This is a genomic window from Tolumonas auensis DSM 9187, from assembly GCF_000023065.1.
GTDB classification, from domain to species: domain Bacteria; phylum Pseudomonadota; class Gammaproteobacteria; order Enterobacterales; family Aeromonadaceae; genus Tolumonas; species Tolumonas auensis.
Genome location: NC_012691.1, coordinates 2,303,868 through 2,321,411 on the forward strand (window position 1 = coordinate 2,303,868; position 17,544 = coordinate 2,321,411).

Below are 17,544 nucleotides of genomic sequence, written 5' to 3' on the forward strand. Positions count from 1 at the left end.
ATAAACCTTAACTAATTAACAGATAACTTACGACAAACACGGGCAAAGCAGCAGTCAGACTGTCAATCCGATCTAAAACACCACCATGTCCGGGTAATAATGATCCTGAATCTTTGATACCAGCAACCCGTTTAAACAAACTTTCAGTCAAATCACCCAGAACCGATGCCAGCACCGCCAGCATTGAACTGATGATAATCGCAACGCTCTGTTTCACGGAACTATGAACATTGATGGTTACGATTACCGCCAGCAAGGTTGCAGCCCCCACCCCGCCAAGTAATCCTTCAATGGTTTTATTCGGGCTAACTGCGGGTAATAATTTACGGGAGCCGAACGCACGGCCTGTGAAATAAGCACCGGTATCCGCGACCCAGACTAAAGACATCACGAATAATAAAACCCAGCTACCGGCGCCAGGATCATGGTGAAATGGATATCCGCGCAGCACCAGAAGTGACCAGAAAAAAGGCAACAACGTACATAAACCGAATAACCATTGTATCCATTTGCGTTTTTGCCACCAGGCTTCATGTCCGGGATATCGCATGATCATCGCCAGCGCGCCTACCCACCAGACAATGGCAGTCAGCAATATGCCCCAGATCAGTGGCTGAAGCTGGCCATTCAGGATGAATTGCAAAGGAGCAAAATAATAACTCGCGATCAGTATAACGGTATACGTAACAGCAAAAAGCGTCGCCAACTCTGGGGAAGCAAAACGCCCCCATTCCCGGCCAGCCAGAAAAAACAACAATGTGGCCAGGAGTGAAAAATACTCAACCGGAAGATAAAACAGCCAGCCAATTGCCAGCGGGATTAAAATTAAGGCCGTTATAATTCTTTGTTTCAACTAAAGATATCCCTTTTATTATACGTTTTTGGCTGATGACACCAGCCATTCCTTTATTTGATCGCCAGTACAACCAAAACGGCGTTCACGGGAAACGAACGAAGCAATGGCTTCCATAAATTGATCTTCACCAAAATCCGGCCAGAGCACAGGGGTGAAAAATAGTTCGGCATAAGCTATCTGCCAAAGTAAAAAATTACTAATCCGATGGTCACCACCTGTCCGGATTAACAGGTCAACATCAGGAATATCTGCCATAGAAAGATGCTGAGACAATAATGATTCATCAATTTGTTCCGGGAGCAGACCACCCTGAGCAACTTTTTCAGCGATCTGCTGACATGCCTGAACAATATCCCATTGCCCGCCATAATTGGCCGCTATGTTAAGCGTCATACCCGTGTTATTTGCTGTCAGCGCTTCTGCATCATGAATTTTCTTTTGCAGCCGCTCACTGAAGCCATGGATATTACCTATTACACGCAGACGGATATTACCATCATGTAATTTACGAACTTCGCGCCCCAGCACAAACATAAACAATTCCATCAGAGCCGATACTTCAGACTCAGGACGGCGCCAGTTTTCGCTGGAAAAAGCAAATAGTGTCAGTGCCTTTATTCCCATACGGGAAGCAATAGAAACAACCTGACGAACGGAGGCTACACCGGCTTTATGGCCTGCAACACGAATTTTCCCCCGTTGTTGCGCCCAACGTCCATTACCATCCATGATAATAGCGACATGCTTCGGCATAGATTGATTAGCAATCTCCGAGATGGCATCCGGTAATGTCATGATTCCTCCATATAAAAAAGGCGCCATGCAGCGTGCTGCACGGCGCCCGTACTATACCTGATTAGCTGCTTAGATTTCCATTAGCTCTTTTTCTTTAGCGGCTAACAAGTCATCAACCAGTTTCACAAAGCTGTCAGTCAGCTTCTGAATCTCTTCCTGAGCACGACGATCATCGTCTTCAGAGATGTCTTTATCTTTCAACAGTGCTTTCAGATCAGCATTGCAGTCGCGACGAACATTTCGCACCGAAACACGGGCTTGCTCTGCTTCTGCTCGTACTAATTTGATCAGGTCTTTACGACGTTCTTCAGTCAACGCAGGCAATGGCACACGAATAGTCGTACCTGCTGATGATGGGTTTAACCCCAGATCAGAAGTCATAATTGCTTTTTCAACCGCCTGAATCATAGAACGGTCAAAAACGGAAACTGCCAGGGTACGTGAATCTTCAGCAACCACGTTGGCTACCTGACGCAATGGAGTCGCAGAACCATAATATTCAACCATGATCCCATCCAGTAATGCCGGTTGTGCACGACCAGTACGGATTTTTGACATATGAGACTTAAGTGAATCAACACTTTTAGTCATGCGATCTTTTGCATCAGTTTTAATTTCATTGATCACAATCTGTATCCTTTTTCGCTTGATTTGGCAGACGCATCATATTAAAGACTTTATAGAGCCAAAACGAAAGTCTGATTATTTATTTTTGTGATGGATCAAAGTGCCTTCGCGTTCACCCATGATCACCCGACGCAGTGCACCTGGTTTATTCATGTTGAATACACGGATAGGCAGATTATGGTCACGAGCCAGAGTAAATGCCGCCAGATCCATAATTTTCAATTCTTTGTCCAGAACTTCGTTGTAATCCAGTTCTGAATACAGTTCCGCATCAGGGAATTTCACCGGGTCAGCAGAGAATACGCCATCTACTTTGGTGGCTTTTAATACAACTTCCGCTTCAATCTCAATGCCACGCAGACAAGCAGCAGAGTCGGTAGTAAAGAATGGGTTACCTGTACCGGCAGCGAAAATTACAACACGTCCGTTACGCAACAGACTGATGGCTTCTGCCCAGTTGTAATCGTTACAGATACCTTGCAGATTGATAGCTGACATCAAACGGGCATTTACATAGGCGCGGTGCAGTGCATCACGCATTGCCAGACCATTCATCACGGTCGCCAGCATACCCATGTGATCACCTACTACGCGGTTCATACCGGCTTTTGCCAGACCAGCACCACGGAACAGGTTACCGCCACCAATAACGAGACCAACTTCGACGCCCAGTTCGATCAATTCCTTGATTTCCTGCGCCATACGATCCAGTACAGCAGGGTCAATACCAAAACCTTCAGCGCCTTGCAGGGCTTCGCCACTTAGTTTCAGTAGAACACGTTTATATGCAGTTTTCGGATGAGTGCTCATTGCTCTATTTCCCGCTCATAGAAAGACCGCGACATATGTCGCGGTCTGTATTTAGCCGATGGTTCGATTAACCTTTCATGGCAGCAATTTGTGCCTGAACTTCAGCAGCGAAATCAGTTTCCTGTTTTTCGATACCTTCACCTACTTCGAAACGGATAAAGTCCTGAACATCAGCACCTTTCTGTTTCAGCAGATCAGCAACGATCACGGAAGGATCTTTAACGAATGGCTGACCAGTCAGAGAAATGTCACCGGTGAATTTCTTCATACGGCCTTCAACCATTTTCTCTGCGATTTCTTTTGGCTTGCCAGAGTTAATCGCGATATCAACCTGGATTTCACGTTCTTTAGCAACAACTTCTGCAGAAACGTCTTCAGGTTTAACGAATTGTGGGCTGTTAGCAGCAACGTGCATAGCCAGATCTTTAGCCAGATCAGCATCACCACCAACCAGTTTGGTGATAACACCAATGCGGGAACCGTGGATATAAGTAGCCAGGTTGTCGCCTTCTGCGATGACGATGCGACGCAGGTTCATGTTTTCGCCGATCTTAGCAATCAGGTTGTTCAGAGTAACCTGAACAGATTCGCCATTACCGAAGTCTGTATTTTTCAGAACTTCCAGATCAGCGATTTTGTCTGCCAGTGCGATTTCAGCTACTTTTTCGCCCAGAGCACGGAAGCTTGCATCTTTAGCTACGAAGTCAGTTTCGCAGTTCAGTTCGAGCATAACTGCTACATTGCCAGCTGAACGGGCAATGATGATACCTTCAGCTGCGATACGGCCTGCTTTTTTAGCCGCTTTCGCCTGACCAGATTTACGCATGTTTTCGATGGCCAGTTCAATATCGCCATTCGCTTCGGTCAGCGCTTTTTTACAATCCATCATACCTGCGGCAGTACGTTCACGCAGTTCTTTAACCATTGCAGCAGTAATATCTGCCATGTCATCCATCCTCAAATTAGGTAAATGCCAGTTACAGCAAAAAGGGGCCACAGGGGCCCCTCAAACCTGTACGATTCGTGTCAGGGCCTAACTAAAATTAGTTAGCTTCAACAAAACCGTCTTGTTCAGCCTGAACAACGATATCTAATTCACGTGCAGTTTTGATTGAATCAGCAGCAGCGTTCAGATACAGCTGTACAGCACGGATCGCGTCATCGTTACCTGGAATGATGTAATCCACGCCATCTGGGTTTGAGTTGGTATCAACGATAGATACAACTGGGATACCCAGGTTGTTAGCTTCTTTAATAGCAATATGTTCGTGATCAGCGTCGATTACGAACAGAACATCAGGCAGGCCGCCCATGTCTTTGATACCGCCCAGGCTCTTCTCCAGCTTTTCCATTTCACGAGTACGCATCAGCGCTTCTTTCTTGGTCAGCTTTTCGAAGGTACCGTCTAGTGACTGAGCTTCCAGATCTTTCAGACGTTTGATTGACTGACGAACAGTTTTCCAGTTAGTCAGCATACCGCCTAACCAACGGTGGTTCACATAGAACTGCTCGCAGTTAGCTGCGGCTTCTTTAACGGCTTCGGTTGCGGCACGTTTAGTACCAACAAACAGAATTTTGCCTTTTTTAGAAGCAACGCTGGACAGGTAGTTCAGCGCGTCATCAAACATTGGAACAGTTTTTTCCAGGTTGATGATATGTACATTGTTACGGGCACCGAAGATGAACGGCTTCATTTTTGGGTTCCAGAAACGAGTCTGGTGACCGAAGTGAACACCTGCCTGCAACATGTCGCGCATAGAAACTTTAGCCATTTTATTCCTCTTTGGGGTTGGGCCTCCACACATCCCTCACTCCGACCATGTAGGCACCCCGGAGCGGGTTATAGATGTGTGTGTGGTATTTAAGATTAATTGATGAAATCGGAGAGCTCTCCGTTCGGGCGGCTTTATACCATAAAGGCGCTTGCGGCGCCACTTTAAATAGGTAAAACCATGCGTTTTAGCATGAACAATAAAGGAACATTGCTGTTGTTGAGACTAGCACTCATTTTCTATTGTCTATAAAATCGGTGAAACATTATACCTGTCGATCGGTTACAGGTTTTCAGTTCAGAGAAATATTATGTCCATCATTATTAAAACCGCGGAAGAAATCGAAAAAATGCGTGTGGCCTGCCGGCTGGCGGCAGAAGTACTGGAGATGATCGCTCCGTATATGAAAGCCGGTATCACCACTGAAGAACTGGATAATATCTGCCACGATTATATTGTGAATGTGCAGAAAGCCATTCCGGCACCGCTGAATTATCACGGTTTTCCTAAATCAACCTGCATTTCAATCAACCATGTGGTCTGCCATGGCATCCCCTCTCCGGATAAAAAGCTGAAAGAGGGCGACATTGTGAATATGGACATCACAGTGATCAAAGATGGCTATCATGGTGATACGTCACAGATGTTTATCATTGGTAAAGGCAGCATCATGGCAGAACGTTTGTGCCGTGTAGCGCTGGAATGTCTCTATCTAGCCATCAAAATGGTCAAACCTGGTGCGCGCCTGGGTGATTTTGGTGCGGCGATCCAAAAACACGCTGAAGGACATGGCTATTCCGTCGTACGTGAATATTGCGGGCATGGCATTGGTAAAGGTTTTCATGAAGAACCACAGGTTCTGCACTATGGTAAAGCCGGTACAGGCGCCGTCATCAAGGCTGGCATGTGTTTCACCATTGAGCCAATGATTAATGCAGGCAAACCGCAATGCAGCGTTTTAAAAGATGACTGGACTGTCGTTACCAAGGATCGCAGCTTATCCGCCCAGTGGGAACATACTTTGCTTGTTACCGAAGATGGATGTGAGGTCCTGACTTTACGTAAAGATGAAGCACTGGAGCGCGTATTGCACCATAGCTGATTTATCCCCGGCTCCGCAGTGAAGCGGAGCCTAACCCTTTGGAATTGCTTATGCTTCCGGAACAACTGAACCCAGATGCCATACCCGACGAACAACTGACCATCCCCCGCTGTAAAGAACTGTTATCCCTCCTTCAAGCCTGGTTACAGGAACAATTTGAAGCGCAGGAAGATGTTCTGACGCTGGTCGCGGCCCGTTCTGAATTTACTGATCTTCTTCTGTCCCGCCTGTGGCAAAAATTCGGTCTGGATCACCACGCATCTCTGGCATTAATTGCCGTGGGTGGTTATGGTCGCGGCGAGTTACATCCCCATTCCGACATCGATATTCTGGTATTAAGTCAAAAGAACATCACGCCTGCACAGGGTGAATCCATCAGCCAGTTTTTAACGTTGTTGTGGGATTTACGTCTGGATATCGGCCATGCGGTACGAACGCTGAAAGAGTGTATTCAGCAAGGGAAAGAAGACATTACCGTCGCAACTAACCTGCTGGAAAGTCGCCTTATTTGCGGTTCAGTTCCGACATTCGAAGCACTGCAGGAATCCATACAGCCACCTAAATTCTGGCCAAGTGATGCCTTTTTCCGGGCCAAGCGCGAAGAGCAGATGTTGCGGCACCAGCAATTTCAGGATACGGCTTTTCTGCTGGAACCGGATGTAAAAAGCAATCCGGGTGGTTTGCGTGACATTCAGATCATTACCTGGATTGCCCGTCGTCAGTATGGCGCAATGTCGTTACAGGAAATGACCAGCTTTGGCTTTCTGAACAAAGCGGAATATCTGGAGTTACAGGATTGTCAGAATTTTCTGTGGCGGGTGCGTTTCGCATTGCATCTGGCGATTCAGAAAAATGATAACCGGCTGCTGTTTGATCGGCAGCGGGTGGTAGCCAGAATGCTGGGCTATCCGGGTGAAGGTAATGCACCGGTTGAACAAATGATGAAACGCTTCTTTCAGACAGTGCGTCATATCACTGAGCTGAATGAAATGCTGTTACAGTTGTTCGATGAAGCGATCCTGGGGAATGAGTCAACTAAAACCAGACTGCTGAATGAAAACTTCATCGTGCGCGGTACACATATTGATGTGCTGGAACCGGCAGTTTTCATAAATTCACCGCATACAATGCTCGAGCTGTTTTATCAGATCGCTGAAAATCCGGAAATCACCGGCATCTATTCTTCCTGCCTGCGTGCGTTGCGCGATGCCCGCCGGAGTCTGATCATCCCCCTGCAGGATCTGCCGGAATGCCGCGAGCGCTTTATGGCTATTTTGCGCCATCCCCGCGGAATATCGCTGCCTTTCACTCTGATGCATGAACACGGGATCCTCGCGGCTTATTTACCCCAGTGGAATCAGATTGTCGGGCAGATGCAATTTGACATGTTCCATGCTTATACGGTGGATGAACATACCCACCGTTTGCTGAAAAATATTTATCGCTTCCAGCAGACTGAACGCGCCAAGTTGCACCCTTTGTTTTTCGAGACTTACAACCGTCTGAATAAACCGGAACTATTGTTTATTGCCGCACTGTTCCACGATATAGGCAAAGGGCGTGGTGGCGACCACTCTGAATTAGGTGCAAGCGATGCACGCAATTTCTGCGATCTGCATGGGCTGGATCGTTACGAAGGGCGTCTGGTCGCCTGGCTGGTTAAAAACCATCTGTTGTTCTCCGTAACCGCACAGCGCCGCGATATTTATGATCCGGATGTCATCACCGAATTCGCCCGTGCAGTCCGGGATGAAGAACATCTGGGATATCTTTACTGCCTGACCGTGGCAGATATCTGTGCGACCAACGATTCATTATGGAATGACTGGAAAGGCACGCTGCTGAAAGAACTCTTTTTTGCCACTCAGCGGGCATTGCGACAAGGATTGGAAAGTCCGCCGGATATGCGCCTGCGTATCCGTGAAAATCAGCGCCAGGCCATGTTGATCCTGAAAATTCAGGGTTATAACGAATCAGAAGTGAATCTGCTCTGGCAACAATTTAAAGCGGATTATTTCATGCGTCACGGCCCGGAACAGATTGCATGGCATACCCGGCATATACAGGATCATGTCCGGGACGGAAAAAATACACCGCTGGTGGTATTTGGTAATCACAAAACCCGTGGTGGTAGTGAAATATTCCTTTACTGCCATGATATGCCTAATTTGTTTGCCACCGTGGCAGCAATTCTGGATCACAAGAATCTGAACATTCACGATGCCCAGATTATGACGTCCAAAGAAGGCTTCGCCATGGATACCTTTGTCGTGATGGAACCTAACGGTGATCCGGTCGTAACCGATCGTGTACCGATGATTATTCAGTCTCTGGCGCAGGCATTAAGTCGTCCGGGCTATGCTTTGCCACCATCTCGTCCATTATCGCGTCGTCACCGTCAGTTCCAGGTACCGACCCGGGTAACCTATTTACCGGTTAAAGGTGATCATAAGTACAGTCTGATAGAACTGGTGGCGCTGGACAGTCCGGGTGTACTGGCTCGTATCGGTTCAGTATTCCAGGAATGTGAACTGGAAGTGCATGCGGCCAAAATCACGACTATCGGGGAACGTGTCGAGGACTTTTTCAGCCTGTCACGCAATGATGGTTTGCCATTAGCGGATGATGATAAGAAAAAGCTGGAAGAAAAACTGATAGAAAAACTAAATCCATCCGACGAAATGTGATAAAAAGAACCGTTTTTTTAGGGAGAGAAACATGTCTGATTTACAACATATCATTGACGACGCATTCGAGCGTCGCGATAGCATTACTCCAAACAGCGTCGATCCGATTGTTCGTGAAGCGGTGCTGCAAACTATCGACATGCTGGACGCAGGTCAGATCCGCGTAGCAGAAAAAATCGCCGGAGAATGGGTGGTGCATCAATGGGTGAAGAAGGCAGTTTTGCTGTACTTCCGCATCAATGATAACGCTGTACTGCAAGGTGCCGGCACTCAGTATTACGACAAAGTTCCGTTGAAATTTGCTGACTACACGCCAGAACGTTTCAAACAGGAATCGATCCGTGTTGTTCCACCAGCAACCGTACGTAAAGGTTCTTTCATTGCCCGTAACGCAGTGCTGCTGCCATCATACGTCAACATTGGCGCATATGTTGGTGAAGGTTCTATGGTTGATACCTGGGCAACCGTTGGTTCTTGCGCTCAGATCGGTGCGAATGTGCATCTGTCTGGTGGCGTTGGTATCGGTGGTGTTCTTGAACCACTGCAGGCTGGCCCGACTATCATTGAAGACAACTGCTTCATCGGTGCCCGTTCTGAAGTCGTTGAAGGCGTGATTGTAGGTGAAGGCTCTGTAATTTCCATGGGCGTATTCATCGGTCAGTCTACCCGTATTTATGATCGTGAAACCGGCGAAATCCACTACGGTCGAGTACCACCAGGATCTGTGGTTGTTTCCGGTTCACTGCCATCCAAATGTGGTAAATACAGCCTGTATGCCGCTGTAATCGTGAAGAAAGTTGACGCCAAAACCCGTTCCAAGGTTGGTATCAACGCTCTGCTGCGTAGCATCGACGACTAATTTCGTCTGTTTTCGCTGGTTATTTTGCATAACGCCCCTGTATATGGGGCGTTATTTTTTGGTGCCAGCTCACAGAGTTAAACAGAGTTTTGTGTCAGCTGTAACCGTTCTCTGGAAAAGAAAATATATATCCCATACAGTAATAAGTTCGGGTTATATCCTCTTTTTGTTGTAGAGAATTATGTCACTGAAAGCTATTGCTCAGGAATTAGGTATTTCGATCACCACAGTCAGCCGTGGTCTCAACGGCTATAGTGATGTTGCGGAACACACGCGTCAGCTGATCATGGCAGCAGCCGAAGCACGGGGTTATTTACCGAATGCCTCAGCCCGTCGTTTGAAAACCGGCAGAACCGATGCGGTTGGCCTGGTTTATCCGATGGTTACCGCCGCACTGTATGATCCGAATCTGCTGGATATTGTCGCCAGTATCACCAGTGCCTTTGCGGATTTTAATATTGATATCGTCATGGTATCGGATCAGGAACATCACGGGCATTCCCCCTACGTTAGTCTGATAGAAAGTGGCCGGGTCGATGCGCTGATCGTCATGGACGTGTTAGACGAAGATCCCCGTATCAATTATCTGCAATCACGCGGCCATAAATTCCTCTCCTTCGGTCGTTGCAACACCAGCAAGCCATATGCCTGGATTGACTTTGACTGCGAAGCCGGAAGCCGCCACGCTGTGCGTTATTTATTAGAAAGAGGACATCAGCAAATAGCTTTTCTGGGTGGTAATGATCAACGGGCATTCGTCAACCAGCGCAAAGACGGTTTTATTAAAGAAATGCAGGCTGCCGGTATTCCGCTACCTGAACACTATATTCTGCAATTCGCCCGCAATCGCCGGAGCGGACTGGCGGCAATGAAAGAAATTCTTGCATACAAGGATCGGCCTACCGCTATTCTGATAGATAGCGGTATGCTGGCCGATGGTGCAATCATGGCAACAGAACAAGCAGGACTGGTACCCGGGGAAGATATCTCTTTTATTACCTATGATGATTTGCCACCGGATACACTTTCAAATTGTCAGATGACAAGCATACAACTATCCACTTCCGAAAAGAAAAGCAAGCAGATTGCAGCTATGACGCTCGCTCTCATTCAGGGTGAAAAACCAGAAAATCTGCATGTGCTGTGGGAACCTGAAATTGTCGAAGGCAATACCGTAAAAGATCTGCGCCTCGCTTTCTGACTCCCCTATTATTCCATACCAAAACGTTAACCAGCTCGCATTTCTATTTTCCTGATTGATGTCATTTTGCGTTCAATCACAAATCCAAAACGTTTCGGTATTGATCCGAAACGTTTTGGATTACCTTCACTCCATCAGAATTACCGTTTAAACCGATTCCATGACGGAGTATGCGAACAATGAAGGAAAACGTAGTTCATCTGCAAGGCAAGACGTCTGATCTGATTATTCAGACCTCACCTGCCGTTGAAATTTTATATTGGGGCGACAAAATTTCCGGTGTCGATGCGGCGGCGATTCAGGCAGTAAGACGCGCAGTACCGAATGGTCGTCTGGATGTTGACACTCCGGTGACGATCAGTCCGGAACAAGGCCGTGGCGTATTCAGCAGCCCGGGTATGGAAGGTCACCGTCAGGGACTGGACTGGTCTCCGGTATTCAATTTCAAATCGATCCGGCAGGACAACAATAATCTGCTGCTCACCACTGAAGATCCGATTGCTGGTTTGCGCCTGGTGTGTGAATTGAATCTGGATCCAAAAACCGATGTATTGCAGGTTCGCCATACCTTAACCAACCTGAAGCCTGAGAATTATCAGGTGGATCGCTTCGCGGTGACCTTACCGTTGCCGGAACGTGCTGATGAGCTGATGGCATTCCATGGTCGCTGGGTTCGTGAATTCCAGCCGCACCGCGTGAAAGTCAAACACGGTGGTTATCAGCAGGAAAACCGTCGTGGCCGTACTTCTCATGAATATTTCCCTGGCTTGATGCAGGGTGCTGCCGGTTTTAGCGAACAACAAGGTGAAGTCTGGGGCTTCCATCTGGCGTGGAGTGGTAACCATCGCCTGCGTTCTGACGTGAAAACCGATGGTCGCCGTTTTGTACAGGCGGAAGCACTTTATTTCTCCGGTGAAATCGTTTTGGCGGAAGGCGAAAGTATCAGTACTCCATGGGTCTATGCCACTTACAGTGCTCTGGGTCTGAATGGCATGAGCCATGCGTTCCACCAGTTTGTCCGTGATCAGATCGTGCACTTCCCGGAAGACAAACCACGTCCGGTACATCTGAACACATGGGAAGGGATCTATTTTGATCACGATCCGGAATACATCATGCAGATGGCCAGCCGGGCCGCAGAGCTGGGTGTGGAACGTTTCATTATTGATGATGGCTGGTTTAAAGGCCGTAACAATGATCTGGCCGCATTGGGTGACTGGTATCTGGATACCAAAAAATATCCGAATGGTCTGGAGCCAGTCGTCAGCCATGTCCGTGGCTTAGGTATGGAATTCGGGATCTGGGTTGAACCGGAAATGATCAATCCGGACTCCGATCTGTTCCGTGCACATCCGGACTGGTTACTGGCTGTTGACGGCTATCAGCAACCGACCGGTCGTTATCAGTACGTGCTGGATCTGCAAAAACCGGAAGTTTTCGATTACCTGCTGGAACGCATGGACAATCTGCTGGGCAGCTATGACATCGCTTATGTGAAATGGGATATGAACCGCGAAGTCGTTCAGCCGGGTCATGACGGTTATGCGGCACTGGATGGTCAGACGAAAGCACTGTATGACCTGTTCGATGAGCTGCGTCAGCGTCATCCGAAAGTAGAATTTGAATCTTGTGCGTCCGGTGGTGGTCGTATCGATTATGAAATTCTGAAACGCACTCACCGCTTCTGGACTTCTGATAATAACGATGCGCTGGAACGTCAGCATATTCAACGAGGGATGAGCTATTTCTTCCCACCGGAAGTGATGGGCGCGCACATTGGTGGTCGTCATTGTCACTGTACCCGTCGCACACACAGCATTGGTTTCCGCGGTCTGACTGCACTGTTTGGTCATATGGGTGTCGAACTGGATCCGGTCAAGGAAAGCGCCGAAGAGCGTGCCGGTTTTACCCATTACATTGCACTGCATAAACAGATCCGCCCATTGCTGCACAGCGGCAAAGTGGTACGTATCGATCACCATGACGCTGCACTGCAGATCAATGGCGTGATTGCTCAGGACCAATCCAGTGCGGTGTTCCTGTTCAGTCAGCTGGCGATGCCAACTTATACTCTGTCCGGCACTGCCCGTTTTGATGGACTTGATCCGGCAAAACAATATCGTCTGACGGTATTGGATCAACCGGCCAATCTGCGTACCGGTGGCATTATGAAAAAACTGCCATTGTGGCTGGAAGAGGAAACCACTCTGAGCGGTGCCTGGTTAGCAAAAGCCGGGATTGCTCTGCCGGTGATGGATCCGGAAAGCGCTATGTTAATCAAATTGGAAGCCGTGTAAGCGCCACGGCGCTTACCCAAAAAATCAAGACCTGTATACGGAATAAGTGCAGTGCCGTAGCAGCTTCAGGTTAGAAAGAGAGAAATCTCACTCAGATAAGTAAAAACAAGGACAAGTGAATGAAACAACACACATTCAAAGTCAGCTTATTGTCACTTTGCGTTGCAGGTGTTCTCGGTATGGTGCCTCATGCCTTTGCCGCAGACGCTGAACCAGCCGCGTTACCGAAAGGACAACCCTTCCCAGGACAAGGGAAAGCGATGTTGTTGTCGCAGAAAGATCTGATGGAATACAAAGCGTTGCCTTCTTATTCAGAACCGGAATGGGTGAATAAGCTGGTTAAAGAAGGCAAGCTGCCAGAAGTGAAAGATCGTCTGCCTAAAGAGCCGATGGTATTCAACAGCAAAGGCATGCCGGATGGTCCGGGTGTGTATGGTGGTGTATTCCGCATGGTTAGTGGCGGTCGTCCGGAAGGCTGGAACTACAATGCCGGTAAAAATTCAGGCTGGGGTGGCACTGAATATACCGTTGCAGAATGTCTGACCCGTACTGGTCCGCTGACTACGATCAAAAAAGAAGAACAGACTCCGCTGCCTAACCTGGCAAAAAGCTGGGAATGGTCTGACGACGGTAAACAGCTGACTATGCATCTGATTGAAGATGCTAAATGGTCGGATGGTAAGCCATTCTCATCCGATGACGTGATGTTCCTGTGGAATGACAACATTCTGGATCAGCATGTTACGGCATGGGCGAACGCCGATACGTATGGCAAAGGCACCACGCTGGAAGCCGTGGATAAAAACACCATTCGCTGGACCTTCAAAGAGCCGCGTCCGACCCAGTATCTGTACAGCATGGCGTTCTTCCGTATGTGCCCGGGACCTGCGCATGTGCTGAAGCAGTTCCATCCTAAGTACAACAAAGAAGCCACTTACAGCAGTTACGCCAATGCCTTGCCTGCGGACAAGGTTCCTGTTGTCACTATGGGTGCCTGGGCGCCGGTCTATCACAAAGCCGATCAGATGATCGTGCTGCGTCGTAACCCTTACTACTGGAAGGTTGACGAAAAAGGTCAGCAACTGCCTTACATGGATGAGCTGCGCTTCAAACTGTCTACCTGGACTGATCGTGAAGTACAAACCGTCGCCGGTAACGCTGATTACGCCAACATGGAAAACCCGACCAACTACGTTGAGTCGATCAAAAAATCCAAACAGGCGGACTCACCGGCACGTCTGGATTTCAGCCCGCGCTTCTTAGGCTGGTCGCTGTTTATGAACCTGTCTGAAGATCTGGGTGCGACCGATGAACGTGAAAAAGCGATCCGTCTGCTGAACCGTCAGCTGAAGTTCCGTCAGGCCATCAGTCATGCGATTGATCGTAATGCGTTAGGTCAGACCATGGTGCGCGGTCCATTCTCACGTCCGTATGCCGGTGGTCTGTATCCGGAAGGTATGGTGAATGATGGTTCCGTTGTGTACTACGGTTACAACCCGAAACTGGCTAAAGAGCTACTGGCGGATGTGGGCTTACAAGACACCGATGGTAACGGCATTGTGAACTGGACTGACGGCCCGACCAAAGGTCAGGACCTGGAAATCACCATGGTGACACCAGATGGTCCGGGTGAAACGTCACTGTCGGAAGGTTTGGTATCCATGCTGCGTGAGGTCGGTATCAAGGTGATCCCTCGTCCGATGCAGGGTGCTCAGGTTGATGCCGCTTTAGGTGCCAGTGCTTATGACTTCTTTATCCGTCGTAACGATAACGAATACATTCAGCCGGTTCAGTTGGCCGAAGCGCTGGCCCCGGTACACGACCAGACTCCGTACTGGCATAAAGGTACCAAAGCCAAGCCACAGAATCTGCTGCCGTTTGAAAAAGATCTGGTCAGCCTGATCAATCAGTTCCAGCACGAGCCGGATCTGAGCAAACAGCTGGAAATTCTCAACAAATACAACAAGGTATTCACTGAGAACGTCTATCACGTTGGTCTGGTTTCTGTTCCGGGGGCGTTGATCCTGAACAAACGTCTGAAAAACGTACCGCCAGGAACGCCAATCATGAGCTTCCAGTGGGCAGAAGATTCCATTATGCGCGAGCGTATCTGGATCGATCCGAAATCTGCTCCGGTTGAAGAACTGATGCCAGGCAAACTACCTGAGTAATCGGTAAATCAACACGTTGTATACCCAAAGTAATTGGAGTTACAGCTAGGCGACAAGTGAATGAATCCCCATGAGCATAGAAATGCTATGTGATTGGGGTGAAGAACGCTGTCAACGACGCTGTAACTTCAAGTACGAAGGGTGGAGTTAACAAACCGGTCACAGAATGTCGTCGTGACCGGCCGTCAACAAGGAATGCACTATGTTCGGTTTTATCATCAAGCGCTTGCTGGCTGCGATCCCTTTGCTGCTCATCCTCAGCATGATTTCGTTCTTTCTGATTCAGATCCCTCCGGGAGATTATGCCGACAGAGTAAAAAGCCAGGCAGTTACCATGTCCGGAATGAGCGAGCAGGATGCTCAGCAAATGGCGGACAAATATCGTGAAGAACACGGTATGAATGACCCGCTGCCGGTACAGTACATCCGCTGGGTCGGCAATATTGTCACCAAAGGGGATTTCGGCGATTCTTATACTTATAACAAGCCCATCAGCCAGTTGATCATGGATCGTCTGCCGATGACCTTGCTGATAGCACTGATGTGCCATTTCGGTTCCACCGTGATCGGTACTTTGCTAGGTATTTTTGTTGCCACGCGGCAATACAGCATTGCCGATACGCTGGTGACTATCTTCGCGTTCATCGGCATGACAACACCCCGTTTTGTACTGGCGCTGATCATGCTCTATCTGCTGGTGTTCCATTTCGGTTCTACCAACGTGGCCGCACTGTTCTCGCCTGAATACACCATGGCACCCTGGAGTCTGGCTAAATTCGGCAACCTGCTGGTACATATCTGGCCGGTGCTGCTGGTGGCTATCTTCGGTGGTATGGCGCAAAACCTGCGTGTGATGCGTTCCAATATGCTGGACGTCATGCAGGCGCAATATGTTGAAACTGCCCGTGCCAAAGGGCTGTCACCGATGCGGGTGCTGTTCCGTCATATCGTGCCGAATGCACTGCATCCGATGATCATGTTCCAGGGTGTTGCCCTGCCCTACATGATTGCCGGTGAGCTGGAAATCGCGATTGTATTTGCCCTGCCAACCGTCGGCCCATTGATTGTCCAAGCCATGCAGGATCAGGACGTCTTCGTCGTCGCTTCATGCATGCTCATCCTGGCTACCACACTGGTTATCGGTAATCTGATTGCCGACATTACACTGGCCTTGCTGGACCCTCGTGTCCGTCTGTCCTGATAAGAGGGTTTTATCGTGGAGAACACTATGCAATCTGAAATCATCCTGGAACAGGATCCGCGCGAACGGCCAAAATCAAACGACGAACGTTATCTGGCTCTGGTTTGGCGTCGTTTTAAACGTAATAAATTAGCGCTGGTTTCCATGTGGCTGATTCTGGCCATGCTGATTCTGGCTATCTTTGCCTCTTTCTTTGCCCCGCAGGATCCGGCGCAACGCAGTAATGAAGATGTGTATCTGCCGCCACAGGGCATTCATTTCTTCAGCGATGACGGTTTTTCGGTGCGTCCGTTTGTTTATCCGTATGAAACCACCTTTGATCCGGAAACATTTGAACCAAAATATGTACAGAACACTGAGAAAAAGGTTTATCTGCAATTTTTCAGTGAAGGCTGGGAATATTCATTCCTCGGAATGACTTTCAATACCCATCTGTTTACCGCGCAGGACAACCAGAACATCTACATTCTCGGCACTGACGGGATGGGTCGTGATGAGCTGAGCCGTATTTTCCATGGTATGGGCGTCACCTTGCTGATGGCGGGTTTGATCACCTCAATCTGCGTGATTGTCGGTAGTCTGGTTGGTATTACTTCCGGTTATCTGGGCGGTAAAGCGGACTTGTGGATCCAGCGTGTGGTTGAGCTGATGCTGGCTTTCCCGGAGTTGCCGCTGTATCTGTCAGTGATTGCGATTTTGCCAAAAACTGTGTCGCCACAAACCACCTTCATCCTGTTCGTACTGCTGCTGGGTTGTCTGAAATGGGCACAGCTGGCGCGTGAAGTGCGCGGTAAAGCGCTGGTGTTACGTGAAATGGACTATGTGAAATCAGCCATCGCTGCCGGTGCTTCTGATGGTCGGATTGTGGTGCATCACATTCTGCCAAACGTACTGTCGCATGTGATCGTCGTTGCTACCGGCATGATCCCGACCTTTATCCTGACGGAAAGCTTCCTGAGCTTCCTCGGCGTCGGTATTCGTCCGCCAATGATCAGTCTCGGTTTGTTACTGAATGCTGCCCGTGATTATCAGGTACTGGGTTCTTACCCATGGCTGCTGGCCCCTGTCGGTTTCATTCTGGTTTCAGTATTAGTTTTCAACGCTGCCGGTGACGGTCTGCGCGATGCGGTTGATCCGTACTCAGGTCGTTAAGCGAGGATTTTAAG

The 17,544-nt window shown here is 48.6% G+C and carries 14 protein-coding genes; 8 read left to right on the plus strand and 6 right to left on the minus strand.

Features of this window, described 5'->3' with window-relative positions; all coding sequences use genetic code 11:
* Nucleotides 1-7 precede the first annotated feature (7 nt).
* The 6 genes from TOLA_RS10710 to rpsB form a co-directional block, all read right to left on the minus strand.
* The gene (locus tag TOLA_RS10710; protein WP_015879173.1) at nucleotides 8-853 is read right to left on the minus strand and encodes a phosphatidate cytidylyltransferase; all 846 of its coding nucleotides are present in this window, start codon (nucleotides 851-853) and stop codon (nucleotides 8-10) included.
* A gap of 18 nt (nucleotides 854-871) precedes the next feature.
* Nucleotides 872-1,651 carry a polyprenyl diphosphate synthase gene (uppS, locus tag TOLA_RS10715; protein ID WP_015879174.1) on the minus strand — a complete coding sequence of 260 codons (780 nt, stop codon included), beginning with the start codon at nucleotides 1,649-1,651 and terminating at the stop codon, nucleotides 872-874.
* A gap of 69 nt (nucleotides 1,652-1,720) precedes the next feature.
* Nucleotides 1,721-2,278, minus strand: coding sequence for a ribosome recycling factor (gene frr, locus TOLA_RS10720; RefSeq protein ID WP_015879175.1), 558 nt, complete (start codon nucleotides 2,276-2,278; stop codon nucleotides 1,721-1,723).
* A 75-nt stretch (nucleotides 2,279-2,353) separates the two neighbouring features.
* The gene (gene pyrH, locus TOLA_RS10725) at nucleotides 2,354-3,088 is read right to left on the minus strand and encodes a UMP kinase (protein WP_015879176.1); all 735 of its coding nucleotides are present in this window, start codon (nucleotides 3,086-3,088) and stop codon (nucleotides 2,354-2,356) included.
* A 67-nt stretch (nucleotides 3,089-3,155) separates the two neighbouring features.
* Complete coding sequence (tsf, locus tag TOLA_RS10730; RefSeq protein WP_015879177.1) at nucleotides 3,156-4,034, minus strand: translation elongation factor Ts; 879 nt, start codon at nucleotides 4,032-4,034, stop codon at nucleotides 3,156-3,158.
* A gap of 97 nt (nucleotides 4,035-4,131) precedes the next feature.
* Nucleotides 4,132-4,860 (minus strand): 30S ribosomal protein S2, encoded by a 729-nt coding sequence (gene rpsB / locus TOLA_RS10735; protein WP_015879178.1) that lies wholly within the window; start codon nucleotides 4,858-4,860, stop codon nucleotides 4,132-4,134.
* Nucleotides 4,861-5,170: 310 nt separating this feature from the next.
* Between rpsB and map the strand changes: the two genes are divergently transcribed.
* From map to TOLA_RS10775, 8 genes are all read left to right on the plus strand, one after another.
* Nucleotides 5,171-5,962: a type I methionyl aminopeptidase gene (map, locus tag TOLA_RS10740; RefSeq protein ID WP_015879180.1), complete on the plus strand. Its 792-nt coding sequence runs from the start codon at nucleotides 5,171-5,173 to the stop codon at nucleotides 5,960-5,962.
* Between the two features lie 50 nt (nucleotides 5,963-6,012).
* Nucleotides 6,013-8,649: a bifunctional uridylyltransferase/uridylyl-removing protein GlnD gene (glnD, locus tag TOLA_RS10745; RefSeq protein ID WP_015879181.1), complete on the plus strand. Its 2,637-nt coding sequence runs from the start codon at nucleotides 6,013-6,015 to the stop codon at nucleotides 8,647-8,649.
* Nucleotides 8,650-8,680: 31 nt separating this feature from the next.
* Nucleotides 8,681-9,508 carry a 2,3,4,5-tetrahydropyridine-2,6-dicarboxylate N-succinyltransferase gene (gene dapD, locus TOLA_RS10750; RefSeq protein WP_015879182.1) on the plus strand — a complete coding sequence of 276 codons (828 nt, stop codon included), beginning with the start codon at nucleotides 8,681-8,683 and terminating at the stop codon, nucleotides 9,506-9,508.
* A gap of 181 nt (nucleotides 9,509-9,689) precedes the next feature.
* Nucleotides 9,690-10,709, plus strand: a complete 1,020-nt coding sequence (locus TOLA_RS10755) for a LacI family DNA-binding transcriptional regulator (protein ID WP_015879183.1) — start codon at nucleotides 9,690-9,692, stop codon at nucleotides 10,707-10,709.
* 179 nt (nucleotides 10,710-10,888) lie between these two features.
* On the plus strand, nucleotides 10,889-13,006 hold the full coding sequence (locus TOLA_RS10760; RefSeq protein WP_015879184.1) for an alpha-galactosidase: 2,118 nt from the start codon (nucleotides 10,889-10,891) through the stop codon (nucleotides 13,004-13,006).
* Between the two features lie 119 nt (nucleotides 13,007-13,125).
* Nucleotides 13,126-15,177 carry an ABC transporter substrate-binding protein gene (locus TOLA_RS10765; RefSeq protein WP_015879185.1) on the plus strand — a complete coding sequence of 684 codons (2,052 nt, stop codon included), beginning with the start codon at nucleotides 13,126-13,128 and terminating at the stop codon, nucleotides 15,175-15,177.
* Between the two features lie 202 nt (nucleotides 15,178-15,379).
* Nucleotides 15,380-16,378 carry an ABC transporter permease gene (locus tag TOLA_RS10770; RefSeq protein ID WP_015879186.1) on the plus strand — a complete coding sequence of 333 codons (999 nt, stop codon included), beginning with the start codon at nucleotides 15,380-15,382 and terminating at the stop codon, nucleotides 16,376-16,378.
* 27 nt (nucleotides 16,379-16,405) lie between these two features.
* Entirely contained in the window at nucleotides 16,406-17,530 is a 1,125-nt protein-coding gene (locus TOLA_RS10775; RefSeq protein ID WP_015879187.1) for an ABC transporter permease, read from the plus strand.
* Nucleotides 17,531-17,544 lie beyond the last annotated feature (14 nt).

What these genes read in the sequence shown, in the direction of transcription:
- dapD (WP_015879182.1), top strand. Translation starts at nt 8,681, where the DNA reads ATGTCTGATTTACAACATATCATTGACGACGCATTCGAGCGTCGCGAT.
- pyrH (WP_015879176.1), bottom strand. Translation starts at nt 3,088, where the DNA reads ATGAGCACTCATCCGAAAACTGCATATAAACGTGTTCTACTGAAACTA.
- TOLA_RS10755 (WP_015879183.1), top strand. Translation starts at nt 9,690, where the DNA reads ATGTCACTGAAAGCTATTGCTCAGGAATTAGGTATTTCGATCACCACA.
- uppS (WP_015879174.1), bottom strand. Translation starts at nt 1,651, where the DNA reads ATGACATTACCGGATGCCATCTCGGAGATTGCTAATCAATCTATGCCG.
- TOLA_RS10760 (WP_015879184.1), top strand. Translation starts at nt 10,889, where the DNA reads ATGAAGGAAAACGTAGTTCATCTGCAAGGCAAGACGTCTGATCTGATT.
- map (WP_015879180.1), top strand. Translation starts at nt 5,171, where the DNA reads ATGTCCATCATTATTAAAACCGCGGAAGAAATCGAAAAAATGCGTGTG.
- rpsB (WP_015879178.1), bottom strand. Translation starts at nt 4,860, where the DNA reads ATGGCTAAAGTTTCTATGCGCGACATGTTGCAGGCAGGTGTTCACTTC.
- glnD (WP_015879181.1), top strand. Translation starts at nt 6,013, where the DNA reads ATGCTTCCGGAACAACTGAACCCAGATGCCATACCCGACGAACAACTG.
- TOLA_RS10765 (WP_015879185.1), top strand. Translation starts at nt 13,126, where the DNA reads ATGAAACAACACACATTCAAAGTCAGCTTATTGTCACTTTGCGTTGCA.
- TOLA_RS10775 (WP_015879187.1), top strand. Translation starts at nt 16,406, where the DNA reads ATGCAATCTGAAATCATCCTGGAACAGGATCCGCGCGAACGGCCAAAA.
- TOLA_RS10770 (WP_015879186.1), top strand. Translation starts at nt 15,380, where the DNA reads ATGTTCGGTTTTATCATCAAGCGCTTGCTGGCTGCGATCCCTTTGCTG.
- tsf (WP_015879177.1), bottom strand. Translation starts at nt 4,034, where the DNA reads ATGGCAGATATTACTGCTGCAATGGTTAAAGAACTGCGTGAACGTACT.